Below are 17759 nucleotides of genomic sequence, written 5' to 3'. Positions count from 1 at the left end.
AAATATATACTGCAAAATTACTCTTTTTTGTTATTAACTTGTTGTAGATAACTTAATAACCAATTCGCCGCCGTCGCTCTGCGAGTTTGCCGAGGCCCAAATTCCCCAATTTTGTAACCTTTGAAACCCAGTTTTTCTTTTAGCATTTGTTTATTTTCAGCAGGAATGGAACGAGTCAGCTTGACGGTTGCGGGGCGAGATGCAATGAAATCTGGTGGTTGTGGGTACTCATTATGCCATTCTGGTGCAACTTGCTTAGTGTCCCATTGTGCAATTGAGGAGTCATAGCGATAGCCTAAATAATGCCATAGCAACTGGTTGACTGTGGCATCATCAAGTTGATCGTCAAGAATTGCCCAAATTGTTTCTGTATTAAGTGGTGGCAGGTTAGACATAAACAATTCAAAATTTCAAGTGGAAAAACTGACTACTGATTAAATTACAGCAGTTTTCAGGTATTTAGACTAGCACTTAAATTAGGAGTAGGGTAGTTTAATTACTTGAAAAGCGCTGGAAATATACAAAAACTAGTAGGTATTAAGAAAGACCGAGATTAATTTCGCGAGTTGGAGTTAAAAACAGATTGTGTATACACAAACTAGGTAGACTGGAAATCGTAAAGATTAGACCAGTTTATGCAGAATTCTACAGCACTGCCAAAGATTATCCGCGCCCATGTATTCATTTCTGGCCGAGTCCAAGGAGTGGGTTATCGCTATTCCACTGTAGACACAGCTAGGCAATTGGGATTAACTGGTTGGGTGCGGAATCTTCCCAATAATCGAGTAGAGGCAGTTTTTGAAGGGGCGCGAGAGGTTGTAGATGACATGGTTCGCTGGTGTCACTCTGGGCCACCTGCTGCTGTAGTTCAAGATGTTGTGGTTGAATATGAGGAACCGGAAGGGTTACGGGGATTTGAAGTTAAGCGGGTTGAGTAAATAGTGCCTTGCTGATAAAAAAAGCAAATACCAAGCAATCTACGAAAAAATAGAACTACCACCAATTCGACCAATTATTAGCAGAATCGAACGGTATAGGTAAGTATCAAGGTTTGACTGCTTATCAAGTTATTCAGAAAGCTCTTTCTACTAACGGCTCTCTTTTTAGCCCTAGTTGAGCAATTACCTCTTTAAATAGCTTACTTTTCAACTTGAGCGATCGCTTCTTCTGGCGATACATTACCATAGATCACAGACATTATCCCTGGCAAGTATTCATCCATCATCGTGACATTGGCGTAAACCACCCGTTGAATGAGTGCTGAACTAAGTCTGTCACCTTCGACATCAATACTAGTTTTGTAGCTAATTTCCCCGTCGGTAAAATCTAGCTCAAAATTGCCGATCATCATGCCAGAATTAGCTCTAGTGATAAACTCTGCTATATCCAGCCGTTTGTTTTCTGGTACGTTGACTGGACAAATTGAGTAAAAAACAAATTGATTTTGTTCACTTCTGGCTCTAGCGTAACAATTCCATTTGCCATTTTCACCTTGGAACGGTATTTGTAAAGCTGGCTGTCCTGGAAGTTGTACAAACGGCCAATCATCGGCTTGGAAAAAATTGATTATTTCTTCAAAAAGACTACCATCTGTAGAATCTGAGGGCAAAGTTGCTTCTATTTTTTGTGTAATATCATCTGGGTTAATATCAGCTAACTCTGTCAAAAACTTCTCGATTCCTTCCAGCATTTTGGCAGATGCTTTCTGAGTTTTTACAGATAAATTAGCCTCAGTCCAGTCTTTAAAAAACTTGACAATACCTTCAGCAATTCCTTCACTGTTCGTGCTTGTTTGAGCCAGATTTTCTGGACTAATATAAGACCAAAGAGTACGATAGCCGATTTCGCCTGATTCTTGTTGTTGTTTAACAGATAAACCTAACCAACTTTCAGTGAAGAAGATTTGGTTATCAGGTTGTTCTTGGCTTAAATTCAGGAGGTAATTTGCAACTTCGTTAATGTTGGTAGCGTGTTCTGTTAAGAGTGGTAATAAATCGGGTTTCAGGCTGACTTCAATAGTGATGTCTGGTTCGCTGAGGAATTTACCAGATGATAGAGGGTTACGCGCATCTGGTTTGAGATTGAGTAAGGCGGCGGTGTCGATGCGTTGATAGAGTTGTGGGTTGACTTGAAAGGTAAGGCGACACGCAATGAGTTCGTTGTCTTGTGTGGTGAGGGTGAGGGCGACAGCGCGAACTGTGAGGGGAGTTTGGGAGGAGTCGTGTAGGGTTAAGTCGGTGTTTATTTGATGATTTTCTGTTTTTGCAGTCATGCACAGTTAGTCATTTAATAATTTTATTCCTTATTCAACCTTTGAAAATCTGATGCATCAAAGTCTGCAAAAAGCTGAGGCATAATTTTTCTAAAGTTTCTTTCTTCAGTTGGAATCGGTGCATCAGGGTTAACATCTTCAGGGCCAGCAATAGCTAGATGCCAATACCAAAAACCACGTGATTTCAGTAACAGTTCCAAATATCCCTCAAAATCTACACCTAGCGACCTCATTTTTTCGCCACGATAATAATAATAGACTTCTGGGTTATCTGAGCCATTTAAATAAAGCGCTGCACAAGCATTCCCAATGAAAAAATCTATGGGATGTAAAGGTTTGCAAGGATCGTCTTCACCAAAATAAATAATATTTTCCCAATCCTTAAATACTTCCTGAACAGGCAACAAATCAATATATCCAGCCGCTAATCCTCCTCCAGTAATTTCTTGTTGCTCCGCTCTTTCCCAGAAAATGTTAATACCATTTGCCTCGCTATAAAAATCAATCATCGCTGGAGTGAGTTTGAACTTGATTTGGGGTGCGTTTAGTTCTTCCTCTGTTGCGGGAGGATTAAATTCGCAACTGTCAATGTCGATATTGATAGCTTGGTTATTTCTCAGATCGTCTACCATTGAATGAAATTTATGTACGAGACTTTGGTTGTTCATAAATTTTATTTCTATTTTTAGAGTTTTTGTTTCTTAAGTAGAGGATGAGAGTTCTACTTCTTCCATTTCACTACGCTTTCTTTTTTTATTAGATGAAACTTCTACTTTTGTACTATCAAAAGATGGATCTTTTATTGCATCTTTTTCACTAAATTCATCCTTATTAATTTTATTTTTTGTATCCTTTCTCTTCTCTCCTAATTCCGAATGTATAGTTGATTTTATAGCACCTTTAAAGGATTTTTTCCCATCAACATCAAGTTTAGCTGCTTCACAAACTAAATCAGCATTAATTACTCCATTTGCCAGATCAACCTTCTCATTAGCAACTTCAACTTTGTAATAAACCCAATAGCCTTCAGTATTAACCCAACTTTTAACTATGCTTTCAACTTGTTGTACATGTTTGCTGTTTGCATCAGCAGTTATAGGATAAAGATTTTGTACGCTTCCTGGACCACCAAGATTATCATTTAATAAGTGTCCTTTTATATATTTTTCGTAACTACGTGAACGAGGATTAGTTTGTAACTTCTTCATTAGCAGATTGAGTGCGCCCCCAAGTGGAGGACTTCCTTGTGGATGATTTGGGCCTAACTTGGTAGCTTCCATCTTTTTTCCAACCAAGTATTTGCCATCAATATAAGCAGTTTCAAAAGTAACATTCTGTTTAAATTTGTTACTATGCGTTGTATCTCCTTCGTTAAGTATTAGATCGGAGCCAGAAAGATCAATAATTGCTTTGGGATTGACTTCCATGATTATACTAGCCGAGGGCGTGCCTATTTTTTCCCACTCAAGCTTCTTAAGTCCAAAATCTTTTTGAATAGTAGGAAAATGTTGCTCCACTTGTTTTGTACTCTCAGATTTGGAAATAATTCCCTGCAATTTTTTTCGAGCTGCTTCTAAATCCTTCTTTTTCACATCATGAGTTCGTTGATATTGTGATGTATTGTCTTTACTATTCTGATCTTTCTTTTCTTTCTGTTTATCTTTACCAAACCCAAACTTATCTTTGACTTTATTGCCAAACTTGTCAAACTTATCTTTAACGGATTTTTTCTTATTCTCAACCCATTTATGACCAGCTTCTTTCTTATCTTCAACCCACTGCTTACCAGCTTGATATTTCTCTTTCACCGAATCTTTCAGTTCTCCAGCCTTCTTACCAAACTTGCTATTCTTAACCTTGTTCCCAACTTTCTTAAACGCTTTCGCACCTTTATCAATTACCCAATCAACTGCTTTTTCCATCGGTTTCCGCAGCTTCTGGAATATTGCTTGAACCTTGCCGGCAATACCATCTAAGCCCAAAAGACTTGCTAGGAAACTGATGACTACTGGTAAAGATTTCGCTAGGGCATTTTCAACGCCTTTGATTGCTTGATCGATCGCACCACTAGCGATCGCCCCAATCGCGTCTAAAATAGCATTAATTAAATCAGCAATCTGCTGGGCGCGTTCAATAAAGAATTTGACAATCTCATAAATCGCCTTGGCGGCTTTAATGAATGCTGAAGCCGGAGTCAACAAGCTGAGAATCCACTCAATCCCGGCTGTAATCACTTTTTCAATGATAAAGTTCTTGATGGGTTCGATTACTAAGGCGTTGAGGTCGCCCATCTTGTCTTGGACAAACTCCCAAATACCAGCCACTCCTTCGCTGGCTAAGACTTGAAATACGTCAACAGTTTGTTCGAGGTAGCCGACCTTTTCTTCTCCCAGTCGTTTCACAGCTTGGGCGCGAATTGCTTGATATGTGAAGCCCAAAAGCTGCATTGCTAGGCTAAATATACCTTTGAGGTCGAAGTTTTCTGGCATTTCAATACCAGCTTCTGCCATTGTGCCTGTCAGCCAGCCGATTAATCCTTGCTGGAGGTGCTTCCCGATATTATTCATGAAGTTGAGGAAGCCTTGCTTCACCGCCTGAATCAAATTACCCAAGAAACCAATCGGGTCTTTGAGGATTTGCCCAACTACGCCAGCAACTCGCGCTAGCACTTGCAAAAGCATTTTGGTCAGTTCAATAATCGTCTTGATGACTCCCACGATGAAGTCGAAAGCTTTTTGAATAAAACCTTTATTTGCTGCCTTCATCTCTTCAATGCGGGCATCAACAGCATCCAGGTTTTCTTTGTACTTCTGGGCTAGGGTGTCAATTAGCTCATCTTGCTTATCGTCAACACTTTGTTGCAATTCTTCAAATTTGCTGTCAATGTCTGCGGCTGCTTGTTGACCAACTCCTTTTAAGTCTTGCGGCAGTTGGTTAACATAATTCTGAATCTCCTGCTTACCACTGGCAATTTCTGCTTTGGCTTGGGTAAGTCCTTTACTGATAATGGCGACAACTTTGTTAATAACACCATCCATCTGATTGATGTAAAGCTGGCGACCCTCTTGATAGAAAGCGTTCACTTCTGAGGGCATACCAAACAATTTGTCTATCAGCCATTTTCCTGGTCCCCAAAAGCCACTGTAGCGATCGCTCTTATATTTGTCCATCCGCTTGCCAACGTAATCCTCGAAGGCTTTTTTCGCGTCAGCAGCACCAGCATCAAAGGCTTGTATAACTTGCCCGTCTAGTTCACCGAGGGTTTTTTCAACTTTACCTTTGGTCTTGTCATAAATCTTATTAATATCACCAGCAACTTTTGCCCGTGCTTGCTCATCCTTGCCCTTGGCTCCCACCTGTTGCTCTCCTACCTGACCCAGATTTTGGGTACGAATACCGTGCATTCCTTGCAAATGCTGCTGGGCTGTAGCTTCTGCCGTAGCTTGAGCGGTTGCTAGTATGCCTTGCTCTTGCTGGCGATATTGTGGCGGCGCTTCTTGTGCATTAGTTTGAGCGTCTTTCTTGGCTGCGAGTGCCCCTTGAAACTCCGGTTCATTGGAGTTTGCCAATTGCTCCTCGGTAATATCCGCCTCTTTCATCTGCTGGTCAAGTTTTTTACTGTCATCTTGCAGTGGTGCCTCGACTTCACCTTGTCCCTTAGATTTAGGTGCAGCTTTATCTGCATCAACGCCTGTTGGCGGTGTCCCTGGCTCATTCTTTGGCAGTGGTGTTACTTGTTTAGCCTCAATACCACTGGCATCAGGTTTTTCTTTGGTTTTCTCTTCTAGCTGACCCTGAGAGCTTTTCTGTTCTTCTTTGACCTGACCACTCAAATCGCCTTTAACAGAATCCAGTTTGTTGTTATTTTTAAAGTTGTCCGCCTCTTCCAAATTCTTGGGAGCCATATCAGCAATCCGCTCCATCAATTTGGCTTTGAAGGCGGCAGCGTCAAATCCTGGTGTTGGAGCTTGTTGCATCTCCCCAACTTGATTGGCTTGCGCTTTGCTGTCTACTTCATTACCTGGAGATTGGGCTGCCGCTTGGGCTTCTTGAGCTTTGCTATTGGCAGGTGGGTGTTTTTTCTGTTGTCCGGCAACCTCTTTTGTTGTGCCGACTACGGCTTGAAATGCTGGGTCATCTTTAGGGGAAGTGGGAGCCTTTTTACCATCAACTGCTGCATCAGGTAATTTTACAGTTGTACTGGCTATATTTGATCCTGGTAATCCGGCGATCGCTTTCCCTGCGTTTCCTCCAGGTAAATCTATGGCTCCCTTACCTACATCTGCTCCTGGTAATCCTCCTTTGCTTTGAGCTTGCTGTTGAGAATCGACCTTTTCTGTATTAAATTTGGTATCTTTTGACTCAGGCTCTTTTGGTTGATTTCCCCCAACCTCAACCTGTTTCTGAGTTACTGCTGCACTAGCCTTTTTTGTCGGGGGTGGATCTGTTGCCGCGTTTCCACCATCATCTGGTGGTGTGGGGATAGCTTGATGTTTTTCTGTCGTAGCCTGATTCTGTTGTTCGCCGTTTTCTCTATCAGTTTTGGATTCTAAATTTTTTTGGTTATCTTCGTCACTTGGTTTTTGGAAATTCTCCCGCAGTTGGATAGCTAGCCCATGCCCCGTAGAGGTTGTCAGCAGAGCTTTTGTCTGGAGTTTATTTTCTTTTGATGCTATGTGAAGAGATTTCGGCTGTACCGCACTACCATTCTGCTGGACAACATGCGTCAACTCATGGGCCAGTAATTCTTTGCCTGCATTAGTTTCAGGAGAGTATTCGCCCTGACGAAAGAACACATCTTGCCCTGTGGTGAAAGCACGAGCTTGTATAGATTCATTTAAGCTATTAGATTGAGCATCAGTATGAACACGCACACTACCAAAATCAGCCCCAAATGCTTCCTCCATTGGTTGCTTGATATCATCTGCAAGCGGCTGCCCATTTCCACGTGCTTGTTGGATAGAAGTTTCTAGCTCAGATGTTGCTGCTGTTCTTCCTTTGCCCTGACGCTGTACCAAAAGAGTAACGGAATCCGCCAGGGATTTCATTTGTAATTGGTCTTCTTCCTCTGGCAATGCCTCTCGTTGGATAGACTGCACAGGTTCGCTCATCCTCTGCATCACCAACTTGGCGACGCTATCAGCTTCCTGCTCATAAATGTCTCCAGGCTGGTTAAGTGTCAGTTTTGTTTGTGGACGCCGCAGTGATATTCGACTAATGTCATGTCCAAACGATTTGTTTGGGGATTTTACCTCATTCACTATCTGGGATGAAGTACCAAGTGGCTTCATTTGCAATTCTTCTTCCTCTGGTAGTTCCTGCCGTTGCCGCGAGGCAGTTTTTCCCAAAGATATTTGTACATCTTCTTCCTCTAGCAGTTCCTCGCGCTGAATACTGCCCTCTGGTTTCATTTGTAATTCATCTTCTTCATCAGGTAATTCTTCTCGCTGAAGTTGCTCGCTCTGTGGCTGATGAATTCTTTGCATCACCTGACGTGCTGTTTGGTCAGCTTCCTGCTCGTACCGATCTCCAGGCTCCCCAATTGTCAGTTTTGCCTGAATTGGTGTTGGTGTATCTGGTCTTCTGACTGGAATATTGGCAAAGTTATGACCAAATCGAGTTGCTTTTTCCAGTCGAGAATTCAATGATTGATCCATCTTGGCTTGCAATACAGTCAGCCGTTCTTGTCCCTCTGGCGTAATCGTCCCATGCTTGGCTTGTAATTCCAATCCAGTTATTTCCATCTTTTCTTCTGCAAAAGCTTCATTCTCTACGTCCGTTTGTGTCACAGGCGTAAAAGGCGCTTTTTGAGTTTGGCTACCAAACGGTCTATACGCCAATTGAGAAGTTTGTTCTGATGCTTGGGAATTAGAAAAACTGGATGAGGGACTTTTGAGGGATTTCATCGGTTTTATTGCAACTATTGACGATTCAATTTGTCTAGGTGATTAGTTTTGATTATCATTTACTCAAAATTGCAATTATCAAGATAATTTTAGAACGCTAATCAATTAAAAAGAATTAAGATGTGTTGCCGCTCTCTGAAACTTACTCAAGAACAAGTCGGGCAATGCCGCAAGGGCGCACTGGCTCCTTTTGACTTCCGCCTTGCGGTACTATAGGAATCCGATTTGATTACTGAACTTACTTGCGTAGGGAGGGAACAGGGAACTCTTAACAAGGAAGAAGGAATAAAGATGTACTGAGTTTTTTCACGCAATCAAATACGAGTCCTATAGTACTTTCTTAAGTTGACAATGTTTTTATGCAAAACTGACTCCTAGTGTATAAGAAAAATCAAGATTAGAACTGCTACCAGAGAAAGTTCCACCATCTTCAGGTAAGAAAGCATATTTACTCACTGAGATGTAGTACGTACCTGCACTTAGGGAACTGGTAATTAATGACGAATTGCTACCGCCACTATCGTCGTTCGTCTCCAATAAAGTCCCAATCCCAGTATCGTCAAACAGTCCGAGAACTGTATCTCCCGATGTCACTGTCTTAATAGTGACAGTTCCTGGATTTGCTAAAGAAAATTTAAAAAAGTCGAAATCGGGATCGCCCTCCGGTTGAATTGTGGCAATCTGGGCTGAAAGATTAATGTTTGAGCCTGATGATAAGGAACCTAATCCTTCAGCGGTGGCCAGTGTGTTGTTTGTACCTTCTCCAGCATTTTCCCCCTCAAAGAAAAAGAAGTCATCACTATCAAGTTTGAGATTGTTTTTGCCTAGCACAATACTGATGATCTCATCTGGTTCTGCTCCCGGTTTGTCTGAGAAGATTCGTGTGTTGCTGCCAACAACTTGCAGCCGATAGTCCTGTAAAGATCCTTTGAGTTCAATTCGATCTTGGCTAGAGTCGAAGTCAGTAATAGTAGCGTAGTCCACAAAACCAGGATTTGCGCTGTTGTTATCGTCGTAGAAAATATTTACAGCGTCCCCCAGGATAAATCTATCTGCCCCAGTCCCGCCAGTTAAAGTATCAGTTTCCCCTAATCCAGGTGGAAGCGGACTACCTGGAAAATTACCGATGAGAATATCGTTTCCAGCTCCTCCATTGAGTATTTCATTACCCGGTCCGCCTTGTAGGCTATCATTGCCGTCCTCACCATTGAGGATATCATCGCCATTACTACCGTCTAGCGTATCATCACCTACTCTTCCATTTAAAGTGTTATTAGTAGTATTACCAAAAAGGAAGTTGTTAAGACTGTTACCTGTCCCAGTAAAGTTGCCACCTTCTCTCAGCCTCAGATTCTCCAGATTGGCTCCTAGTGTGTAGCTGAAAGAAGACCGGACGGTATCTATGCCTGAATCAAGAGCCTCTATAATGATATCAAGAGTATTGTCAACGACGTAACTATCATCACCTGCCCCCCCATTCAAAGTGTCAATACCTAAACCGCCATTAAGTGTGTCATTGCCATCATTACCGGATAATTGGTTATTTTGGGTGTCGCCAGCAATGCTGTCATCTCCATTTGTGCCGATGACATTATCAAAGTTGACTGCGGTAAATGACAATTTACCCAAACCAGGAACGTTATTGGCAGACAAACTTTGGGTTTCCAGGTTAACTGCAATAGATACCCCAGACAAAGATTGGGATGTATCTATAGTGTTATTGGCAAGCTTGGCATTAGCAATAACCTTTTCTACTTTAAAAAGTAGGTCTTTTCCCAATCCCCCACCTTTTTGAACGGTTCCAACACCTGACAAGGTAATAGTTTGACCTAGTTGAGTGTAGTCTGCGGTATCAAAGCCATCTCCACCATCAATATTGTCATTACCTTGACTGCCTTTGAAGGTGTCATTGCCAGCACCACCTTTTAAAATGTCGTTTCCTGTACCTCCATCAAGTGTATCATTGCCATCTCCACCGCTTAGACTGTCGTTCGCCGTCCCACCTGCGAGGGAATCGTTACCAGCCAAACCATTCAAGTTATCGTTACCGGAGGTACTATTGGCATTACCACCACTAGCCCAACCAACTATAGTGTCATTTCCCGAACCCCCATTTATCGTGTCAGGATTTGTAGTACCGAAAGCCATATTATCTCTCCTAAATTTCTCACTAAATATGTAAGTTCAGCATCAATCAAAGAACTATTTATCAGTTCAATGTAGATTACTTGTCATTTGCGTAATTTCATGTTCAAAAACATTAACAATTTAGTTAGGAGTTTCTCAAGAAAAAATATCCAACTACTTACTGTGGGCTGATCCGAAAAGCCAGCTCTTGGTTGCAAGCGAAACGCATACCTAAAAAATCAGATAATTTATTTCCTGATAATCCATTAAATTGATTACGCAAATGATTAAGTAATTAAGTCAAATATTTTGGTTTTTTCCAACTTTTTGAACCCATGCTGTAATTATTTAATTATCATGAAGTACAAGGTTACACACACTTCTTTACTAAATCTTCAAAATACTTAATAAATTCGATTCATAATATATTGATATATGTTTGTAAACCTGAAATTAAATATTTTTTAAAATCTACTGATTTGTTTGGTTAATATTGGCAGTTTTTTAGCTTGATGGGGTTTGTCATTAAGTTAGGTTTCGAGATTATTTTTTTTGTTAAAGAACTATTATGTTTAATTACAAGAAACCATTTATCTATAAAGAATAATTTTTTAAATATATAAGTTAAATTGATGTGTATCCAAAAGATTTTTATGCTTAATAACACTTGAGCTTTATATAAATTTTATATGCTTTTTTGGAAATTAGCGATCTCTGCGGTTTTTGCTAGTCTACGCATACTCACAAAAACCATCTAAAGTATAGACCAGTCAACATAAGCCCATTATCATGCTTATCCGCAGAGAGCATTGTTTGTCACAAATTTGGGTAGATTTGGTCTACCTCGTCCCATGCCTGATTCGCCAAATTTTCAAGTGCTATAGCTAAGTACAGGGGATGGTCATACTCCGCGGCTTGTAAACGCAAGGGAGAAAATTTCAAGAAAGCAGGAATAGGAGGTTGGGGTTCATAAAGCGTTGATCGCTCCCTTAACGCGATCGCTTGTTTGGTTGACTGCATTACAGGTAACTTGCAATGCTAAAGCGCAGTAAGATTCTAAATTAGTGGACATGGAAAATTGAGAGTCATAACAAATGACCAATGACCAATGACCAATGACCAATGACAAATGACAAATTTAGAGAATGCGATCGCCACCCCAGAGCGATCGCACAAGTCTATCTGTCAATTCCGAGCCAAACATCTGTGCGGCAAATTTATTACCTGGATCGCGTTCAGCACTGATGCGGCGGAGCGCTAAATCACGAGCAGCTAAAGCCTCCCGTGCATCTTCTGGCACAGGTTCAGCTGCATCTACCCAAGTTAACCAGCGATCAAGTGTTTCGTGTGCAAGTGTGCGAGTTAGTTCGAGGGTTTCAAAAGTAGGTGCGCCTGTGTAGCAAAGACTAACGGGTGATTGAAATAGCCGAATATACGCACTTTTGCTAGTAAATACCTTGAGTCGCGAATCTTGCTGTAACTTTAAGAATGTTTCATTAACTGGTTCATAGTAGCGCTCAAGAGATGCCAAATCGGTTAAAAGCTCAGTCCGAGGAATGTAATCTATATAAAAGAAAATATTTGGAAGTGTGCCAAACTCGAAGGCCAAATGAGGAACTTGAATATGGGACTTCAACCAAGTGGTGAGACGCATAGTGCTAAAGTTTGATTTTCCAGGGTTTCCCAACCACGAATGCACTAGCCAGTCAATTTCTTCCCCAGAAAAAGCGGTCAGCGAACCCTTCATGTTGCCATCGAGACTGTTGTATTGCTGTAAATTTTCTACAGAAGGGTCTGGATGTAACTGAAAACGAGCCTCTAATTTTTGGCGGAGTTCCTTTGTAATCTCCCACAACTGCTCAAATACAGCTTTATTATCTAAATCAGTTGGTTGCTGAGTCATGGTTTGAGTTTGTAGTTTTTTTATAAACTTCATATTTAGTTTGACACTTTCCGGTATCTAATTCGTTACTTGTATCGAGCAACGCATTCATCGAATTTAGGATTGTGAGAATTTAGGATTGTGAGAAACAGTCCATCAACTAAAGCGCGATCGAGCTATTGCAGCAACATCTTTTTTCACAGCAGAGTTGCAGCAATTTATCTCAGTTGATGATTCTTCATTTAGATGCTTTTGCCCTTAGCACAAGCTTCAGTGATAATACTGAAATTTTATGTAGAATTATTTTTTATATACTTAATTATAAAAATAAAAATAATTTTGTTGAAAATTATAGACAAATTAGAAGAAAAACAAATATTAATAAATTAGTTGTTTTATTATAAATATACAGAATATGGCTTTTGATTTAGATAAAGCTTTTCAAGTAGATATAGCTCAAATGAATTTGAAAAAAGCACAAACATTAGTATTTAAGTTACATGGTGAGCCGAAAATTCCTTTTGTCATTTGGTTACTAGAGAACCCTAATAGCATAGTGGCATTACCTGGAAAAATTAGTCTGCTCCATCATGATTATATTCACATACTTTTAGATAGAGGGGTTTCTTCTGAAGATGAAGCCTTTGTAATAGGATTTACAATGGGCAATGATTTAAAAACTAACCAACTACATTTATTCATCTATCAATTATTTGCTAAATTTCTATACCCAATTCCTTATAATTTTTCCAAGGTAGACTTTATGAGTTTTAAATTAGGATTTCTTTATGGCAGAAAAATTAAAATTAAACAAATAAATGAAATTAACTTTGAAATTTACCAAAATGAAACCGTAGGATTTTTGAGAGATTTTTTCGGTATCAATACTGATGAGTCTAAACTTCTACAAGAGTATTAATGGCGACAACACCGAATTAAAACATATCTAAAAAAATAGTATTAAAATGCGCCTACCTTATAAACTGAGATTTGCTTCCTCTCAACTAATAACTGTAACAGTACTGCTTACTCTGCTCTTATTCATTCCTCAAGTTTGGCTCAACTTGCAAGTATATTATAACTTCAATAGTATTACTAAAAATGAATTTAAACTCCAAAGATTAAGTGATGAAATTACTTATTTGGATGAAGTACTAACTATGTCAGCCCGCATGAATGCTGCTACAGGAAACACTATTTGGGAACAACGATATCGCCAATTTGAACCTAAGCTTGACATTGTTATTAAAGAATCGATTAAACTAGCTCCTAAAACATATAAAAATGAGGATGCCAAGAAAATTGATGCTGCTAATCAACGCTTGGTTGCAATGGAATATCAATCTTTTGATTTAGTTAATAAAAATCAAAAAGAGACAGCGCAACAACTACTTTTTAGCCGCGAATATGAAACTCAGAAGCAAATTTATGCTGATGGGGTGATGAAAAGAAAGTATAATATCTCACTGGAATTACAGCAGAAGGTTGATAAATATTATCAAAGAATTTTATGGGCAATTTCGGAGTCTATTATAAGTTTAGCAATGCTGATTCCGGCATGGCTTTTAGTATTGCATTTATTACAGCAATACTTAAAAGCTAAAAAAATTGCTCAAGCCGCTTTAGAAGAAACAAATTGTCGATTGGAAATGCAAGTTACGGAGAGAACGGCAAAATTAAAACATAAAAATATTCAGCTACAAAATACACTGCAAGAATTGCAACACACTCAAGTACAACTTATTCAAACTGAAAAAATGTCTTCATTAGGTCAGCTAGTTGCTGGTGTTGCTCATGAAATCAATAATCCAGTTAATTTTATTTATGGTAATCTGATGTATATTAGAGAATATAGTCAGCAATTACTAACTTTAATTAAACTATATCAGCAACAATGTTATGGTGACAACCCAGAAATAACTACTCTAATTAATGAAATAGATTTAGAGTTTATTGTTGATGATATGCCGAAAATCTTATTATCAATGGCAGTTGGTACTGAACGTATTCGCGAAATTGTGCTAACTTTGCGTAACTTCTCACGCCTTGATGAAGCAGAAATGAAATTTGCTGATATTCATGAAGGAATTAATAGTACCCTATTAATTTTACAGTATCGTTTCAAAGAAAATCATAAACAGCAAGAAATTGCAATTATCAAAGATTATGGTAATTTGCCTCTTGTTGAATGTTATGCAGGAGGATTAAATCAGGTATTTATGAATATCCTTAGTAACGCGATTGATGCTTTACATCAACGAGAAGTAGATTATTTAAACGGAGATATTGAAAAACAGCTTAATTCTATTATTATCCATACACAAGTTAAAAATGAAGAATGCGTAATTATTAGTATTAAAGATAATGGTTTAGGAATAAGTGAAGAAGATCAAACTAAATTATTTGACCCTTTCTTTACTACTAAACCTATAGGTAAAGGTACTGGCTTAGGATTATCTATTAGTTACCAGATTATAGTGGAAAAACATAAAGGAAAAATTAAGTGTATTTCTTCACCAGAAAAGGGTACGGAGTTTGTGATTGAGATTCCTATCAAGCATATACGTTAAATAGTTATATCAAGTCCGGGTAATTAGTTATGATTCCCACAGTCATTGCACCCCACCCCTTAATCTCCTCCCCGCTTGTGGGGAGGGGAGACAAAGCGTAGCTTTGGCTCTTTGGGGTTCTTCGGGTTTAATAAGTAATCAAGCGGACATGATATTACCCATTGACAGAGAGCGATCATTGCTATTTCAATTATTACTAATAGAAAATCCTCGACGCGTAGGTTTAATATTAGCTAACTCCACCTGAAAACTTACCTTGTCGCTCATTTCCCCGCTTCTCGCTGACAAAGTCCACTTACCAGGACGTAAATTCCAAAATAAAGAATTAGCTGAGTTTGTATCTAACTTTTGGCCATTTAACCACCACTCCACTGGTGCAGATTTATTTCCCGCTAGCTTAAATTCTAGTTTTTGTTTTGCTTCTTCACCAGGATAAAGTAAAAATAAATCGCCGTGATGCGGAGATACAATTCTCAAATTGGTAGAAGTAAAATTTGACTGCTGTTGTTTTGCCAACCATTCATCATACTCTGGTGGCAAATTGAATTGATTCTCACGTTCGTAATTACTTTTATCTTCAGGATAGAAATATTCCTGTACCACTGAGGTACAATCTGGTGTAGGTCGTAATCCAGAAATTGCACAAACAGGTAATTGCACTAAACCTTCTGGAGATGGAAAAGCTGCTGGTTCTTGATGTTCATGCAGATGTAACATAATTCGATTCCATAAGGGTGCTGCGCCCGTCACACCTGAGACTTGTCGCATTGGTTCGCCATTGAAATTGCCTACCCAAGTAGCGACGGTGTAATCTGTAGTGAAGCCAACAGTCCAAGTATCCCGAAAATTGGAAGAAGTGCCAGTTTTAACAGCAACAGGAAAAGGTAAATTTAACACCGAGTCTACACCAAATGCTGTTGCACGAGCATGACTGTCACTGAGTATGTTGGTGATTAATTGCCAAATTGTCGGATTTTGGATTTTACATCGCACCTTTGGTGCGCTTTCAGCGCAACTTGGATTTGGGATTGGGGAATTGGAAAATGTGCTTACTAAAGGGGTAGCATCTCCTTGTCGTGCTATGGTTAAGTATGCACGGGCTAATTCCCAGAGACTGACTTCGCCACTACCTAGAGTCAAACCCAAACCATAATGTTCTGGAGTTTGATTGAGGTGTTCAAATTCCAGTTGATGCAGTCGTTCTAAGAAAGTTTCCACACCGACTTTTTCTAATACGCGCACTGCGGGTACATTTAAAGAATTTGCTAAAGCGATTCGCACCCGCACAGGGCCAAGAAACCTTTCGGTATAATCTGTGGGGCTGTAAAGTTTCGCGCCGGGAATTGCATAATGGGCGGGTACATCTGCCAAAATGGTATTTGGACGAATTAAACCTTTTTCTAAAGCTAGTTCATAGACAAAAGGCTTGAGGGTAGAACCTGGTTGACGTAGTGCTTGCACTCCATCATTGCGTCCCAGTTTGGCTTCATTAAAGTAATCAGGTGAACCGACATAAGCTAAAACTTCACCAGTGTGGTTATCAATCACCAACGCAGCTGCATCATGGACATTGTTAGCGGCTAGGGAAGAAATTACCTGCTGTACCTGTGCTTCGACAAACTGCTGCAAAGGGCGATTTATAGTCGTGCGGATAGGGGAATTTTGTTCTGTTTGCGGCTTATCAAACTGATTGGCTAACCAAAATAAAAAGTGTGGTGCAGCGATAATTCCCCCTTGGCGAGACTGAAACACAACCTTTTCGGTGTGTGTTCGGGTTGCGATCGCTTCACTAATATACTTTTCCTGTACCATCCGATTAAGGACGTATTTTTGTCGCTGCTTCAGCCGTTCCCAATGTTCGTAAGGATTAAAATATGTGGGATTATTGGGAATAGCAGCCAACAAGCTAGCTTGAGCAAGATTCAACTCACTAGCTGGAATGGAAAAATAAGTCCGGGCGGCGGCTTCCACACCATATATATTCCCGCCCATTGGCAGCCGATTGATATATGCAGAGAGAATTTCATCTTTGTTCATCCCTGCTGCTAACCGCCAAGATAGCCAAATTTCACTCAGTTTACCAGAGAAACTGCGCGGCACTGGATCTAACATCCGTGCTAACTGCATGGTAATTGTGGAAGCACCGGAAACAATTCTTTTGGCGTGGATGGCTTCTTTGCTGGCGCGGATAACAGCTTTTATATCCAACGCCCCGTGATGGTAAAAGCTGCCATCTTCAGCGGCTAAAATAGCATGGGTAAACTGGGGCGAAACCTGATTTAGGGGTACTACTGATGTATGCTCTTGGTCACGGGTGAGTAGTGTTCCTAATGGTAAACCATTGCGATCGCTAAATTGCATTGCCAGTTGATTTTGGGCAATATCTGCGGCACGAATGGGCGCAAAATAAGGTAGTAGGCGTACCACAATACAGATTAGCAGCACAGCCAGGATAACTTTAGTAGTATGCTTAAGTTTGAGTAGCGATCGTAAAATTAGTTTCATCAGGGAATTCCCTGTCCAAGAAAACGTACCTTAATCTTGACGCAGCGATTATATCTACATCAGTAAATATTTCAAATCCTTAATAATTAATTTTTACTAACTTAGCAGATGTAAATTAATGTTTGCGAAATTTAAATACTTCTTTATAGTTAAGAATTGTAGTCATTTTTGGAACAATAACACTAGATTAGTTATCTATGTAAGTAAATAAACATACGTTACATGCACACTTTGGGTACAAATAACTAATCATATTGCGTCCTTTATTAGCCTTGGCATTGCCCACTCTATCAGGTAATGCAAATTTTTATTTTCTATAATTTGTAAATTTTTTATTTTGAATTACTAGAAAGATGATTATCAGAGTTTTACTGCGTTTCCACCATAAGATTACCTATCGCGTTCTTGGCACTCTTAGCAGTTCGTTAAAAAAATTTGGACATTCTTCACGCCGGAAGAGAACAATACAGTTTCTTCTTCTTTTTACATTTATATTA

At 39.7% G+C, this 17759-nt stretch carries 11 protein-coding genes; 3 read left to right on the top strand and 8 right to left on the bottom strand.

Translation table 11 applies throughout. From position 1 onward, the window contains the following. Positions 1-17: 17 nt before the first annotated feature. Complete coding sequence (locus RMY63_RS03310; protein ID WP_322727330.1) at positions 18-395, bottom strand: DUF1823 family protein; 378 nt, start codon at positions 393-395, stop codon at positions 18-20. A gap of 240 nt (positions 396-635) precedes the next feature. Between RMY63_RS03310 and RMY63_RS03305 the strand changes: the two genes are divergently transcribed. Next, positions 636-938, top strand: coding sequence for an acylphosphatase (locus RMY63_RS03305; protein WP_322727329.1), 303 nt, complete (start codon positions 636-638; stop codon positions 936-938). Between the two features lie 200 nt (positions 939-1138). Here the strand turns inward: RMY63_RS03305 and RMY63_RS03300 are convergent, their stop codons facing one another. From RMY63_RS03300 to RMY63_RS03275, 6 genes are all read right to left on the bottom strand, one after another. After that, positions 1139-2272 carry a YbjN domain-containing protein gene (locus RMY63_RS03300; protein WP_322727328.1) on the bottom strand — a complete coding sequence of 378 codons (1134 nt, stop codon included), beginning with the start codon at positions 2270-2272 and terminating at the stop codon, positions 1139-1141. 23 nt (positions 2273-2295) lie between these two features. Further along, on the bottom strand, positions 2296-2940 hold the full coding sequence (locus RMY63_RS03295) for a hypothetical protein (protein WP_322727327.1): 645 nt from the start codon (positions 2938-2940) through the stop codon (positions 2296-2298). Between the two features lie 33 nt (positions 2941-2973). Beyond that, positions 2974-8178, bottom strand: coding sequence for an eCIS core domain-containing protein (locus RMY63_RS03290; protein WP_322727326.1), 5205 nt, complete (start codon positions 8176-8178; stop codon positions 2974-2976). A gap of 357 nt (positions 8179-8535) precedes the next feature. After that, positions 8536-10326 carry a DVUA0089 family protein gene (locus RMY63_RS03285; RefSeq protein WP_322727325.1) on the bottom strand — a complete coding sequence of 597 codons (1791 nt, stop codon included), beginning with the start codon at positions 10324-10326 and terminating at the stop codon, positions 8536-8538. Positions 10327-11121: 795 nt separating this feature from the next. Continuing rightward, entirely contained in the window at positions 11122-11325 is a 204-nt protein-coding gene (locus tag RMY63_RS03280) for a hypothetical protein (protein WP_322727324.1), read from the bottom strand. Positions 11326-11443: 118 nt separating this feature from the next. Beyond that, positions 11444-12208, bottom strand: coding sequence for a red chlorophyll catabolite reductase (locus RMY63_RS03275; protein ID WP_322727323.1), 765 nt, complete (start codon positions 12206-12208; stop codon positions 11444-11446). A 394-nt stretch (positions 12209-12602) separates the two neighbouring features. On the opposite strand from RMY63_RS03275, the gene RMY63_RS03270 reads away from it, so the two are divergent. Then, the gene (locus RMY63_RS03270; RefSeq protein ID WP_322727322.1) at positions 12603-13106 is read left to right on the top strand and encodes a hypothetical protein; all 504 of its coding nucleotides are present in this window, start codon (positions 12603-12605) and stop codon (positions 13104-13106) included. Between the two features lie 46 nt (positions 13107-13152). Beyond that, on the top strand, positions 13153-14757 hold the full coding sequence (locus tag RMY63_RS03265; protein WP_322727321.1) for a sensor histidine kinase: 1605 nt from the start codon (positions 13153-13155) through the stop codon (positions 14755-14757). A gap of 186 nt (positions 14758-14943) precedes the next feature. Here RMY63_RS03265 and pbpC read toward each other — a convergent pair whose 3' ends face one another. Next, complete coding sequence (gene pbpC, locus RMY63_RS03260) at positions 14944-17262, bottom strand: penicillin-binding protein 1C (protein ID WP_322727320.1); 2319 nt, start codon at positions 17260-17262, stop codon at positions 14944-14946. Positions 17263-17759 lie beyond the last annotated feature (497 nt).

It is taken from the genome of Nostoc sp. ChiQUE01b (assembly GCF_034531255.1).
GTDB lineage: Bacteria > Cyanobacteriota > Cyanobacteriia > Cyanobacteriales > Nostocaceae > Nostoc.
This window is presented reverse-complemented; position numbering and strand designations above follow the sequence as displayed.